Below are 12,970 nucleotides of genomic sequence, written 5' to 3'. Positions count from 1 at the left end.
GCGACGCGACCTCTGCGCTGGCTCCCGCGTCGGGCAGGCGCCTCAACCCCCGACCGGCTCCACGATCAGCGCCGTGTGCCGGTCCGCGATGCGCGTGAGGATCACCGTCGCCGACGCTGAGCCGCGCAGCTTGAGCTGAGGTCTCAGACGCTCGGGCGTCACGTCGACGCCGCGCTTCTTGATCTCGACCCGTCCCACGCCGCGTGCGTGCAGCGCGGAGGCGAGCCGTGAGGTCGAGTAGGGGAGGGACTCGAGGACGCGATACGTCCGCGCGAACGGTGTGTGGACCTCGGAGGCGCTCGTGAGGTACGCGATGCGGGGGTCGACCAGATGCGCGCCGACGGACTCGGCGAGGGGGCCCACGAGGCCCGCACGGATGACCGCGCCGTCCGGCTCCACCACGAACTCGCCGAGCGTTCCGGCCTCGCCCGGCGTCGGCTCGCCGGTCAGCTCGTGCGCCTCGTCCCCGGAGATCACCAGGGCGCCGCGCCCACCATGCGCGGCAAGCGGCCCGCACCACAGGCCCGCCTCGACCACATCGCCATCGACGGAGACCCACTGCGCCTCGACGGGCGCGTCGGGCGTCGACGTTGGCAGCGCGTCATGAGGGATGCCCGGGCCCACCTTGACGCCGAGCGCGGGAAACTGATCCCGCAGCGCGAGCACGTCGTCGAGCGCGGGGGAGTAGTCGCGCGGATCGTGGCGACGGCCGCGCCCCGTGCGGCGCGCCGGATCCGCGAACACGGCGTCCACTCCGTCCACCCCACGCACGGTCTCCATCGAGTCGGCCAGCACCACGAGGGCGTCGTCCCAGTGGCGCAGATTGTGGTCCGCGAGCAGCGCGGTCGCCTCGTCGCGCTCGAATGCGACCACGGCGAGGCCGAGCGCGGCCAAGGCCATGGCGTCGGCACCGAGGCCCGCCGTGAGGTCGGCGACCCTCGTGGTGCCCGCGTCCCGGAAGCGTCGGGCGTGCCTCGCGGCGACCGTCAGCCGCGTCGCCTGTTCGAGACCCTCCCGTGTGAAGAGCATGCCCTGCGCGAAGTCGCCGAGTTTGCGGCGCGCGGCCAGCCGGAGCTCGGCCTGCGACAGCACTGCAGCGACGAGCTCACCGTCGGCTCCCTCCCGTCGCAGGCGGCTGCCGAACGAGAGCGGCTCGATCGTGTCGTACGCCGGCAGCCTCTCCAGCAGGGCGGTCGCCTCCGGGGTCAGCAGGAGGCGGGCGGTGGCGGCGTCCATGCGTGCGATCCTTCCACGCCTGCACGCGCAGTGCGAGGCTCGGACGCGATGCCCAGATCGTTAGCACTCGCCGTCTGTGAGTGCTAATCTGGACGCGCTCCGCACTGGAGTGCGACGAGGCGCCGGTTCGCCTGACCCCCGCGACGGCAGGTCGCCCGGCTCGCGTCGCGACATGAACTTCGAGACGGAAGGTGAGGTCCGCTGTGTCGGTCTCTATCAAGCCTCTGGAGGACAAGGTCGTGGTCAAGGCGGCTGCCGCCGAGACGACCACGGCCTCCGGCCTCGTGATCCCTGACACCGCCAAGGAGAAGCCCCAGGAGGGCGAGGTCGTGGCGGTCGGACCCGGTCGCATCGACGACAACGGCAACCGCGTCCCCGTGGACGTCGCCGTCGGCGACAAGGTGATCTACAGCAAGTACGGCGGCACCGAGGTCAAGTACGCGGGTGAGGACTACCTGATCCTCTCCGCGCGCGACCTCCTCGCTGTCATCGGCTGACAGCTCCACGCACAGCAGCCCCGGACCTGAGCGGTCCGGGGCTGCTGTCATGTCCGAGCGGGTCGCGCTGTGCGCGCCGCATCAGCTCGCCTTCTTGAACCTCCCCGCCAGCATCGCGTGGCGCTCGTCCTCGCTCATGCCGCCCCAGACGCCGAACGGCTCGCGCGCCATGAGCGAGCGTTCGCGACACGTCTCCAGGACGGGGCATCGTGCACAGTACTGCTTGGCCGCTTCGGCGCGACGTCGACGGGCGGCCCCTCGTTCGCCCTCGGGGTGGAAGAAGAGATCGGGGTCTGCCTCTCTGCAGGCCCCCTCGTACTGCCACTCCCACTGGTCCTGCGTCGGCGCCGGAAGTTTCGCTATCGACTCCATGGCACTCCTTGGCGTTCGGTCCCTGGAAAGGACGGGCCCGGCACCCTCGCGGGACCGTTACCGTTCCGTGACATTCACACTAGGTGGGCAAAATGTCCAGGTCAAGGGCTCGTCGTTGAACCCCTACCGCCTGTCTACCGCTTCGTCGCCTCGCTTGGCAAGAGGCATTCTCGGGCGTGCTCCGCGGCCCCTCCGCCGCCCGTAGAATCGAGCAATGGCGACCGACGACCCCTTCGGCTACACCGGCCTGACCTACGACGACGTGCTGCTCCTGCCTGGCGAGAGCGACGTCATCCCGTCCGAGGTGGACACCACCACGCGACTGACCCGCGAGATCTCCATCCACGTGCCGCTGCTCAGCGCCGCGATGGACACCGTCACCGAAGCGCGCCTCGCGATCGCGCTCGCGCGTCTGGGTGGCATCGGCGTGCTGCACCGCAACCTCTCGATCGAGGACCAGGCGCAGCAGGTCGTGACCGTGAAGCGCTCCGAGTCGGGCATGATCACCGACCCCGTGACCGTGGGCCCCGAGGCGACGCTCGCCGAGCTCGACGCGCTGTGCGCGCGCTACCGGGTGTCCGGGCTCCCGGTGGTCGATGCCGACAACCGCCTGCTCGGCATCATCACGAACCGCGACATGCGCTTCGTGAACCCCTCCGAGTATGCGTCGCGCCTGGTCAAGGACCAGATGACGCCTATGCCGCTGATCACGGCGCCCGAAGGCGTGAGCAACGCCGACGCCGCACGCCTGCTCGGCGAGCACCGCGTCGAGAAGCTTCCCCTGGTCGACCGCGACGGACGCCTCACCGGACTCATTACCGTCAAGGACTTCGTGAAGACCGAGAAGTACCCGCAGGCCACCAAGGACGGCGAGGGCCGCCTGCGCGTCGCCGCCGGCGTGGGCTTCTACGGCGACGCGTGGGAGCGTGCCACCGCGCTCGTCGAGGCGGACGTCGACGCGCTCGTCGTGGACACGGCGCACGGCCACGCGCAGGCGATGATCGACATGATCAAGCGCCTCAAGTCCGACCCCGCCACGCGCCACGTGCAGGTCATCGGCGGCAACGTCGCGACGCGCGCAGGCGCGAAGGCGCTCGTCGACGCTGGCGTGGACGCCGTCAAGGTCGGTGTCGGTCCCGGCTCGATCTGCACCACGCGCGTCGTCGCCGGTGTGGGCGTGCCGCAGGTCACCGCAGTGTGGGAGGCGGCGCAGGCCGCCAAGGACGCGGGCGTGCCTGTCATCGCCGACGGCGGACTCCAGTACTCGGGCGACATCGCCAAGGCGCTCGTCGCCGGCGCCTCGTCCGTGATGCTCGGATCGCTGTTCGCGGGCGTCGCGGAGACGCCGGGCGACCTCGTGCTCATCAACGGCAAGCAGTACAAGAGCTACCGGGGCATGGGCTCGATGGGCGCGATGGCCTCGCGTGGGCGCACCTCCTACTCGAAGGACCGCTACTTCCAGGCCGACGCCGCGAGCGACGATGACCTGATCCCCGAGGGCATCGAGGGGCGGGTGCCCTACAAGGGCCCGCTCTCGTCGGTGGTCCGCCAGCTCGTCGGCGGCCTCGGCCAGTCGATGTTCTATGTGGGCGCGCGCACCATCCCCGAGCTGCAGTCCAAGGGCAAGTTCGTGCGCATCACTCCTGCGGGCCTCAAGGAGAGCCACCCGCACGACGTGCAGATCACGGTCGAGGCGCCCAACTACTCGGGCAAGGGCTGATCACGCCACCGCTCGCCGTCGACGGGGCACTGGGCTCCGGCGTGCCGTGGACGGTGCTCGGGGTGCTCGTCGCCGTCGCCTTCGCGGCGGGCGTGCTCGATACCCTCGCGGGGGGCGGTGGGCTCCTCACCGTGCCCGCACTGCTGCTCGCCGGACTGCCGCCCGTGCAGGCGCTCGGCACGAACAAGCTCCAGGGCTCGTTCGGCACGCTCACCGCCACGGTGCAGGTGATCCGCAGGCACGGTGTCGCGTGGCGTGACGTGAGGGGGCCCATGGCGGTGGCCTTCGTCGGGTCCGCGCTGGGCTCGGTCGCGATCCTGTTCGTCGACCCCGATGCGCTCGAGGTGGTCATCCCGATCGTGCTCGTACTGATCGCGGGCTACTTCCTGTTCGTGCGCGGCGCACACATGCCGCCGCCGCGGGCACGCCTGTCGCGGCGCACCTACGTCGCTTCGGTCGTGCCAGCGATCGGCGCGTACGACGGTGCCTTCGGCCCTGGCACAGGCTCGCTGTTCGCCCTCGGCGGCGTGGCACTTCGCGGGCTCGACCTGCGGCGCTCCACGGCGCTCGCGAAGACGCTCAACTTCGCGACGAACGTGGCATCGCTCGTCGTCTTCGTCGTCGCAGGCAAGGTCGTGTGGCTCGTGGGCGGCGCGATGGCGCTGGGCCAGCTCGCAGGTGCCTATCTCGGCAGCCACCTGCTGCTGCGCGTCAATCCGATGGTGCTGCGTGTGCTCATCGTGACGGTGTCCCTGGGCATGCTCGTTCGCTTCCTGCTGGGCTGACGCGGGGCACGCGCCCGACGCGTCGGGCAGTCCTGCGTCAGCGGCCCCCGGTCACGGGTACAGGCCGCGCAGGCGGTGCGCCTCGACGACGCGCTCGACCGCGATCATGGTCGCGGCCTGGCGGAACGTGCGGCCGTGGGCACCTGCGTGGGCGACGACGTCGTGCCAGGCACGAGCCATCTTCTCCTCGAGCCTGTCATTCACTTCGCGCTCGTTCCACTGATACGCCTGGTTCGCCTGCACCCACTCGAAGTACGAGACGACCACGCCGCCCGCGTTCGCCAGGATGTCCGGCACCACGAGTACATCGCGCTGCTGGAGGATCGCGTCGGCCGCTTTGGTCGTCGGTCCGTTGGCGCCCTCGACGACGATCGTGGCCTGCACCGCGTGGGCGTTGTCCTCCGTCAGCACGCCCTCGACAGCTGCCGGCACGAGCACGTCGACCTCGAGCGCGAGCAGGTAGGCGGGGTCGATCTGCTCGGAGGCGTCGAAGCCCACGACGCTGCCGGTGCGGTCCACATGCTCGGACAGGCGTGCGATGTCGAGCCCGTCGTGCGAGTAGATCGCCCCGTCGATGTCGCTCACGGCCCTCACGCGCACGCCCGCGTCGGCGAGGAACCGGGCGGTGCCGCGGCCCACCTTGCCGAAGCCTTGGACCGCAGCGGTCGCGTGCGCGGGGTCGATGCCGCGGCTCGCCATCGCCATGAGCGCGATGTGCGCGACTCCGCGCGAGGTCGCGAGCGCGCGTCCGAGCGAACCGCCCAGGCTGATCGGCTTGCCCGTGACGACGCCGGGAACCGTGTAGCCCTTGGCGACGGAGAAGGTGTCCATGATCCAGGCCATGGTCGTCTCGTCGGTGCCGATGTCCGGGGCCGGGATGTCCACGTCCGGGCCGATGATGGGGAGAATCTCCGACGTGTAGCGGCGCGTGATGCGTTCGAGCTCGGAGGTGGAGTGATCTCGCGGATCGACGGCGACGCCGCCCTTCGCGCCGCCGTACGGCACGTCGACCAGTGCGCACTTCCATGTCATCCACATCGCGAGCGCGCGCACCTCGTCGAGGTCCACGGAGGGGCTGTAGCGCAGCCCGCCCTTGGCCGGCCCGCGCGTGAAGTTGTGCTGCACGCGGTAGCCGGAGAGCACCGCGGTCGAGCCATCGTCGCGGCGCAGGGGGACGCTGACCTGCAGCTCGCGCCGGGGTGTGGCGAGCAGCCGGTGAAGGCCGTCGGACAGGTCCAGCGCGCTTGCGGCCTCCGCGAGCTGAGCGAGTGCGTCGGACAGGGGATCGGTCGATGCGGGCGGGGTCGCCGCCGCCTCGGGATGCGCCATTGCAGCCTCCAGGTCTGGGGATTCCGACACTACGCCGACCAGACCCGTGGAGGCCGCAGGTGCGGCGTCAGAAGAGCGTCGCGTCGGCCGTGTCCGCCGGGGACTCGACCGGGTCGCTCTCGCGCGAGGCGACCAGCGCCGTCGGCACCGGCGCGGCGGGCCAGTCAGGCCGGGGCAGGTCGTCGGTGCGGCCCTTCGACTTCAGCCATGCCCCGAACCGCACGGCCCAGGTTCGGTGTGCCTCCGCCTGCTGGTCGTGCAGGTCGTCCAACGCGACGTGACGCATCGCGGGGTACGCCGCCGCCAGCGCGGGCACGAGGTCGAGCGTGGCGAGCACGTCCGCATCCGCGGCGTGGAGATCGTCCGCGACCACGGGCACCGCGTAGATGCGGCACATGTCGATGAGCTTGCGTGCGCCCTTGCGGTACGGGTCGAGGTGACGATCGAGCACCAGAGGGTCGAGCACGGGGCGCAGGCCACGCGGCGTCCGCTCGGCGAGGCCCCGCAGGCCGTGGCGCGCGAGCTCGGCCTCGAGGATGGACAGGTCGTACTGCACGTTGAAGCCGACCACCGGGATGCCAGCGACCATGGCCTCGGCGAGCGCGCTGGCGATCTCCTCGAGCGCGTCCTCGGGGCGCGAGCCCTCGGCGCGCGCCTGCGCGGTAGTGATGCCGTGGACCTCGGTCGCGCGCGCCGGTATCTCGACACCCGGGTCGATCAGCCACGTGCGCGTGGTCGGCTCCTCGCCCGGTCGGCGCGTGATCACCGCCGCCGTGACGATGCGGTCGGTGTCGGTGGACACTCCTGTCGTCTCCGTGTCGAAGCCCACCATGGTCCCGTCGATCCAACTCATGGCCCCAGCCTGTCACGCGGGTACGACAGTCGCGACCCTCGCAGGTCCCGCGTCCCACGCGACCGCTAGGCTGGGACGGTGAGCAACGAGATCGAGATCGGCCGCGGAAAGCGCGGGCGCCGCGCATACAGCTTCGACGACGTGGCGGTGGTGCCGTCGCGTCGCACGCGGGCTCCGCAGCAGGTGAGCCTGGGGTGGCAGATCGACGCATTCCAGTTCGAGATCCCCGTGATCGGCGCGCCGATGGACTCGGTCATGTCGCCCGCGACGGCGATCGCGCTCGGCAAGCACGGCGGCCTCGGCGTGCTCGACCTCGAGGGTCTGTGGACGCGGTACGAGGACCCCGCGCCATTGCTCGAGGAGATCGCCGACCTGGGCATGGACGCTTCGACGGCGCGCATGCAGGAGATCTACGCGGAGCCCATCAAGGACGAGCTGATCGTCGCTCGCCTGCAGGAGATCCGCGCCGCGGGCGTCACGGTCGCAGGCGCGCTCAGCCCCCAGCGCACACAGGAGCACTACGAGACGGTGCTGGGCGCGGGAGTCGACCTCTTCGTCATTCGCGGCACCACGGTGTCCGCCGAGCATGTCTCGGGCGAGGCCGAGCCGCTGAATCTCAAGAAGTTCATCTACGACCTCGACGTGCCCGTCATCGTGGGCGGAGCGTCGACCTACCAGGCGGCGCTGCACCTCATGCGCACCGGCGCTGCGGGCGTGCTCGTCGGATTCGGCGGCGGCGCCGCGCAGACCACCCGCACCACGCTCGGCATCCACGCGCCAATGGCGACCGCGGTGGCTGACGTGGCCGCAGCGCGCCGCGACTACCTCGACGAGTCCGGCGGCCGTTACGTGCACGTGATCGCCGACGGCGGGCTGGGTCGCAGCGGAGACATGGTCAAGGCCGTGGCGTGCGGCGCTGACGCGATCATGCTCGGTGCCGCCCTGGCGCGCGCCGAGGAGGCGCCGGGCGGCGGCTACCACTGGGGCCCGGAGTCGTACCACCAGGCGCTGCCGCGTGGCGAGCGCGTCCGCGTCGGCACCACGGGGACGCTCGAGGAGGTCCTCTTCGGGCCCGGCTCGCGCGCCGACGGCACCACCAACATCATGGGAGCGCTGCGGCGCTCCATGGCGACGACGGGCTACTCGGACCTCAAGGAGTTCCAGCGGGTCGACATCGTCGTGAGTCCTTATCAGGCGCACTGACGCGCGCCGGGGTTCGCGGTCGTCGGGGGCCGACCGTGAGCCTCCACACCGACGTGTCCCCGCAGGAGGGCCGCCTATGGCCTCGCTCGAGATCTCGGGCCTTGTCAAGACCTATGGAGACGTGCGCGCGCTGGACGATGTCTCGTTCGACGTGGCCGCCGGGGAGCTGTTCGGCTTCGTCGGCGCCAACGGTGCGGGCAAGACCACGACGATGCGCATCATCCTTGGTGTGCTCCGCGCGGACGCAGGAACCGTCACGTGGGACGGCAGCCCGATCGACGCTGCGACGCGCAGCCGCATCGGCTATATGCCCGAGGAGCGGGGCCTGTACCCGCGGATGAAGGTCGGCGAGCAACTCGTCTACCTCGCGCGTCTGCACGGTCTGAGCCGGGCGGACGCGCACGCGGCGATGGAACGCTGGACGGAGGTGCTGGGCGTCGCCGAGAGGCGCGCGGACGCGGTCGAGAAGCTCTCGCTGGGCAATCAGCAGCGCGTGCAGCTCGCGTCGGCCCTCGTGCACGGTCCCGAGATCCTGGTGCTCGACGAGCCGTTCTCAGGCCTCGACCCCGTCGCCGTGGGAGTGATGAGCGAGGTGCTGCGCACCGAGGCGGCACGGGGTGTGCCGGTGATCTTCTCGTCCCACCAGCTCGAGCTCGTCGAACGACTGTGCGACCGCGTCGGCATCGTGCGTGCCGGGCGGCTCGTCGCGTCGGGCGCCGTCGCCGACCTGACGGCCACCGAGCGTCCGCGCTGGCTGATCGAAGGAGACCTCCCACGGGGCTGGGACCCCGGGCTGGCCGGCGTCACCGTCGCTCACGAGGCGGACCGGGTCACGATCGAGGCTGAGTCCCCCCAGAGGGCTCCCGAGATCCTCGCTGCGGCGGTGAACGTCGGTCAGGTGCGCGCGTTCACACCGCTGCGGTCGACCTTGACGGAGCTGTTCGAGGACGTCGTGAGCGAGCACGAGGAGGCGGCCGCATGATCTGGCTCATCGCACGTCGCGAGTACCGCACCCGCGCGCTGTCCAAGGCGAGCCTCATCTCGTCTGCCGTGATGATCGTGCTCATCGTCGCCGCCGCCCTGATCATCCGGCCGTTCATGACGGAGGATGGAGCGGGCGACGGCGTGCTCGTCGAGGTCGACGCCGCGACCGCGCCGCTGATCCCGTATCTCGAGGTGGCTGCCTCCCAGCAGGGCATCGCTCTGATGGTCGAGGAAGTCGATGCTGGCGCGAGCCCTGAGCTCGCGGAGGGCGTCGCGGGTGTGCTGACGGGCGATCCCGCCCAGCCTCAACTCTTCGTGGACTCAGCGGAGGGGCCGGTCCCGGTGGTGACCGCCTCCGCGGTACAGGCCTATGTGCTCGATGCAGAGGTGTCGGGGCTGGGCGGCGATCCCGCGCAGGTGTCCGAGGCGCTCGCGTCGGCCACCCCGACGGTGACGGTGCTGGGCGATCAGCAGGACATCGATCCCGGCGCCCTGTTCGCCGGCTTCGCGGTCATCTTCGTGCTGTTCGTCGTGCTCATCCAGAGCGCGTCGGTGATCATGATGGGCGTGGTCGAGGAGAAGTCCTCGCGCGTCGTGGAGATCCTGCTGGCGACGGTGAAGCCTGCGACCCTGCTCGGCGGCAAGGTGCTGGGTGTGGGCCTCTACGCGCTGACGCAGGCCGCCGGCATGCTCGTCCCCGCTCTCTTCGCGATCTGGTATCTGGATCTCGTCGCCGAGTTCGGCATCGACGTGGGCTCGCTGCTGCTGAACTTCGCCGTGTGGTTCGTGCTCGGCTTCGCGATCTTCATCGTGCTGTTCGGCGGGCTGGCGTCGCTGGTGTCGCGCCAGGAGGACCTGGGCGCCGTGACGACGCCGATGATGCTCACGATGATGGTGCCGCTGTACCTCGCGATCTACCTGGTACCCAACAACCCCGACGGTCCGATCACCGCGGCGCTCACGCAGGTGCCGTTCTTCGCGCCCTTCCTGGTGCCGATGCGCGTGGCGTTCGGCGCGATCGCGCCGTGGGAGATTGCTCTCGCCGTCGTGATCGCCCTCGTGTCCATCCCCGTGCTGACGTGGCTCGCGGGCAGGGTCTACGCCGGCGCTGTGCTCAACACGGGCGGACGCATGAAGATCCGCGACGCGGTACGCCGGGGCTGACCGTTACGCCTGCCGGTGGCGGTGCGCAGGTGACTGCGCGCTGCCGCGCGGCGGCAGGACCGTGAGCGCCTCGACGCCGCAGCCGGCATGGCGCAGCCTGGCGACGGCGGTCTCGACGGCAGCGAGGGGGCCGGCGATGATCGTCGTCGCCTCGGGTCCGGCGCCGTGCCGGTGAACGTCCGTGTCCGGTGGCAGCGTCGCTCCGCTCGACTCACCGGTGAGCATCGCGACGGCACGCACGCGTGGATCGTCGGCAGCCACGAGGGAGGCGCCTCGTGCCACCGCGAGCCGTCCGAGCGTGCGGATGAGCACGTGGGCGAGGCGCTCCGACGCGGTGAACTCCACCGAGAGGGTGCCCAGGCCGTCGTGGACGTCAAGGGTGGAGATCGAGCCGAAGCTCACGCCGCGCTCGGAAAACACGCCCGCGAGGGCCGCAGAGGCGCCTGAGCGGTCCTCGACGGTGACGAAGGCGAACCAGCGTCGGGTGAGGCCGGTCATGGAGCTCCTCCCCAGCCGACGATCGCCTCGTTGATCGCCTGTCCGACCTCCCACAGTGCTCGCGACTCGTCGGAGGCGAGGTCGTCGAGCATGACGCGCGTCCAGCCCTCAGGGCCGACGGCGACGGGCACGCCGAGCACGCCGCGCCACGGCATCCCGCCCAGCGAGACCTCGCCGTCGAGCAGCACCTGACCTGCCACGACGATGTCCCGCCCGTCGAGCACGGTGCGGATGAGGTCGACTGTTGCGCTCGCTGTGCCGTGCGCGGTCTTCGCACCGCTCGTGTGGGTCAGATACGGGCGGACCACCGCCTGGACGTCGGGCGGGTATGCGTCCACGTGCGAGAAGGCGACAGTCATGTCCCGCTCGGACGTGACGCGCGTCTTCGCCGCCGCGACCTCCGACGCGAACGACGCGAGCGTCCTATCGCCGCGCAGTCGTGCGACGATCTCGAGCCGTTCGTCGGCGTCGAGGCCGCGGAGCCGCACCGTGGACCACAGTGGAACCATCCGGTCGCCATGCTGCCCTGCGACGAATCCGCTGACCCGCTGCCGGCGGATGCCGAGCGTCGCGGCGATCTCCCGGCGGAAGCGGAGGGTGTCGAGCCATGCGCCCATGCCGATCACGCGGTGGCGTCCGAGCCTACGGCTGAACACCTCGACCGCGAGCTCGACCGGATTGGAGACGACGATGACCACCTCGTGACCGCTGCCGTGTCTCGCGAGCGCGTCGGCGTATTCCTCGAATACGGCGCTGTTGCCGAGCGCGAGGGCGTCGCGGTCGATCGGGTCGGTGGTGCTCGTGGGGATGGTGCCGCCTGCGGCGACGACCACGACGTCGGCGACCACGTCGTCGGGCGTCGTCGCGACGTCTATCTGGGGCGCCTTCTCGTCATAGGCGTCGATGAGGTCCACCCGCAGGCCGTGGACAGCAGCACCTGAGGCGCCGTGCGCGCGGCCCACGAGCTGCAGCCGGGAGCTCGGGCCCAGCTCTCCGCGCTCGATCAGCGCACCGCAGATGGCGCGGCCCACATCCCCGGTGGCTCCGAGCACTGCGACATCCATGGCTCGACGTTACGCCGCGGATGTTTCGTGGGTGTTGACGATCATCGGTACTCGGGAATACCCCCGGGGGGTTGATGTGTCATGATGTATGTGACACGTGACAAGCAATGGCGCCGCACTCGTGTCCGTCATCCCCAGGGCGCCACGAAGGAGCCCCCCATGCAGGCACTGCGATTCACCGACTGGAAGACCAAGCCCTCGCTTCAGGAGGTGCCCAAGCCCAAGCCGGCGCCGGGCGAGGTGCTGCTCAAGGTCGCCGGCGCAGGTGCATGTCACTCGGACGTCGCGGTCTACGAGCAGTTCGATGAGACCACCGTCGGTCCTCAACTCGCGCCCGCCTACACGCTCGGCCATGAGACGGCCGGGTGGATCGAGGAGGTCGGCGAGGGCGTGCTCGGACTCACCCAGGGCGACGCCTACCTCGTCTACGGCCCCATCGGCTGCGGCCACTGCGCCGCGTGCTCCCGCGGGCAGGACACCTACTGCGAGAACGCCGCACAGACGCCCTTCCTCGCCTCGGGCCTTGGCAGGGACGGCGGCATGGCCGAGTACATGACCGTCCCCGCTCGCAATCTCGTGCCGCTCGGCGACGCCGACCCGGTCGCCGCCGCACCTCTGGCCGACGCCGGCCTGACGCCGTATCACGCGATCAAGCTCGCGCTCCCCAAGCTCCAGGGCGGCGGCAAGACGGCACTGGTCATCGGGCTGGGCGGACTCGGACAGCTCGCGGTGCAGATCCTCAAGGCCACCACGGCTGCGACCGTCATCGCGACGGACATGAAGGCCGATGCGATGGAGATGGCCGCCAAGCGCGGCGCCGTCACCGTCGAAGGCGGCGAGGGCCAGGTCGAGCGCATCCGTGAGCTCACCGAGGGCAAGGGCGTCGACGCTGTCTTCGACTTCGTGGGGCTCACGCCGACGATCCAGCTCGGGCAGAAGGTCGTCGCCAAGCAGGGCCGCATCACCGTCGTGGGCATCGCAGGCGGCCCCGTCTCGTGGGACTTCTACTCGAACCCCTACGAGGCGGAGCTGACGAACACGTACTGGGGCACGATCGAGGAACTGCACGAGCTGGCGGCCCTCTACCGTGCAGGCCACCTAGAGGTGGACGTCACCCGCTTCTCGCTTGGTGATGCGCTCGAGGCGTACGAGCACCTTGAGAACGGCACGCTCCTGGGCCGGGCGGTCGTCGTGCCACACATCGACGATGCGACGACGGCCTCGCTCAAGGTCGTCGCCGACAGGTTGCCTGCGGGCATCTGAGG

At 70.6% G+C, this 12,970-nt stretch carries 13 protein-coding genes; 7 read left to right on the top strand and 6 right to left on the bottom strand.

Translation table 11 applies throughout. The annotated features are described in order from the left end of the window. Positions 1 to 42: 42 nt before the first annotated feature. On the bottom strand, positions 43 to 1,236 hold the full coding sequence (locus tag B7K21_RS05100) for a class I SAM-dependent methyltransferase (RefSeq protein WP_084074117.1): 1,194 nt from the start codon (positions 1,234 to 1,236) through the stop codon (positions 43 to 45). A 203-nt stretch (positions 1,237 to 1,439) separates the two neighbouring features. Here B7K21_RS05100 and groES point away from each other — a divergent pair, with 203 nt between their 5' ends. After that, positions 1,440 to 1,733: a co-chaperone GroES gene (gene groES / locus B7K21_RS05095; RefSeq protein ID WP_084074116.1), complete on the top strand. Its 294-nt coding sequence runs from the start codon at positions 1,440 to 1,442 to the stop codon at positions 1,731 to 1,733. 81 nt (positions 1,734 to 1,814) lie between these two features. Here the strand turns inward: groES and B7K21_RS05090 are convergent, their stop codons facing one another. After that, positions 1,815 to 2,105 carry a WhiB family transcriptional regulator gene (locus B7K21_RS05090; protein ID WP_084074115.1) on the bottom strand — a complete coding sequence of 97 codons (291 nt, stop codon included), beginning with the start codon at positions 2,103 to 2,105 and terminating at the stop codon, positions 1,815 to 1,817. 214 nt (positions 2,106 to 2,319) lie between these two features. On the opposite strand from B7K21_RS05090, the gene guaB reads away from it, so the two are divergent. Then, positions 2,320 to 3,825 (top strand): IMP dehydrogenase, encoded by a 1,506-nt coding sequence (gene guaB / locus B7K21_RS05085; RefSeq protein WP_084074114.1) that lies wholly within the window; start codon positions 2,320 to 2,322, stop codon positions 3,823 to 3,825. A gap of 41 nt (positions 3,826 to 3,866) precedes the next feature. Then, entirely contained in the window at positions 3,867 to 4,610 is a 744-nt protein-coding gene (locus tag B7K21_RS05080; protein ID WP_084074113.1) for a TSUP family transporter, read from the top strand. Positions 4,611 to 4,661: 51 nt separating this feature from the next. Here B7K21_RS05080 and B7K21_RS05075 read toward each other — a convergent pair whose 3' ends face one another. After that, positions 4,662 to 5,939 carry a Glu/Leu/Phe/Val dehydrogenase gene (locus tag B7K21_RS05075; RefSeq protein WP_084074112.1) on the bottom strand — a complete coding sequence of 426 codons (1,278 nt, stop codon included), beginning with the start codon at positions 5,937 to 5,939 and terminating at the stop codon, positions 4,662 to 4,664. Between the two features lie 67 nt (positions 5,940 to 6,006). Further along, on the bottom strand, positions 6,007 to 6,792 hold the full coding sequence (locus B7K21_RS05070) for an exonuclease domain-containing protein (RefSeq protein WP_084074111.1): 786 nt from the start codon (positions 6,790 to 6,792) through the stop codon (positions 6,007 to 6,009). Between the two features lie 78 nt (positions 6,793 to 6,870). Here B7K21_RS05070 and B7K21_RS05065 point away from each other — a divergent pair, with 78 nt between their 5' ends. The 3 genes from B7K21_RS05065 (at position 6,871) to B7K21_RS05055 (ending at position 10,143) form a co-directional block, all read left to right on the top strand. Beyond that, positions 6,871 to 7,995: a GuaB3 family IMP dehydrogenase-related protein gene (locus B7K21_RS05065; RefSeq protein WP_084074110.1), complete on the top strand. Its 1,125-nt coding sequence runs from the start codon at positions 6,871 to 6,873 to the stop codon at positions 7,993 to 7,995. Positions 7,996 to 8,071: 76 nt separating this feature from the next. After that, positions 8,072 to 8,977, top strand: a complete 906-nt coding sequence (locus tag B7K21_RS05060) for an ABC transporter ATP-binding protein (RefSeq protein WP_084074109.1) — start codon at positions 8,072 to 8,074, stop codon at positions 8,975 to 8,977. After that, entirely contained in the window at positions 8,974 to 10,143 is a 1,170-nt protein-coding gene (locus B7K21_RS05055; protein WP_084074108.1) for an ABC transporter permease, read from the top strand. Before B7K21_RS05060 ends, B7K21_RS05055 begins: the two co-directional genes overlap by 4 nt. Before the next feature lie 3 nt (positions 10,144 to 10,146). Here B7K21_RS05055 and B7K21_RS05050 read toward each other — a convergent pair whose 3' ends face one another. Together B7K21_RS05050 and B7K21_RS05045 are read right to left on the bottom strand one after the other, a co-directional pair. Then, positions 10,147 to 10,641, bottom strand: coding sequence for a hypothetical protein (locus tag B7K21_RS05050; RefSeq protein WP_084074107.1), 495 nt, complete (start codon positions 10,639 to 10,641; stop codon positions 10,147 to 10,149). After that, positions 10,638 to 11,705: a lactate dehydrogenase gene (locus tag B7K21_RS05045; RefSeq protein WP_084074106.1), complete on the bottom strand. Its 1,068-nt coding sequence runs from the start codon at positions 11,703 to 11,705 to the stop codon at positions 10,638 to 10,640. Before B7K21_RS05045 ends, B7K21_RS05050 begins: the two co-directional genes overlap by 4 nt. Before the next feature lie 159 nt (positions 11,706 to 11,864). Between B7K21_RS05045 and B7K21_RS05040 the strand changes: the two genes are divergently transcribed. After that, positions 11,865 to 12,968, top strand: coding sequence for an NAD(P)-dependent alcohol dehydrogenase (locus tag B7K21_RS05040; RefSeq protein WP_084074105.1), 1,104 nt, complete (start codon positions 11,865 to 11,867; stop codon positions 12,966 to 12,968). The last annotated feature ends 2 nt before the right edge of the window (positions 12,969 to 12,970 follow it).

The sequence above is a fragment of the Demequina sp. NBRC 110052 genome, assembly GCF_002090075.1.
Lineage (GTDB): Bacteria > Actinomycetota > Actinomycetes > Actinomycetales > Demequinaceae > Demequina.
Note: the sequence above shows the minus strand (reverse complement) of the source record. Positions and strands in the feature narration are given on the sequence as shown.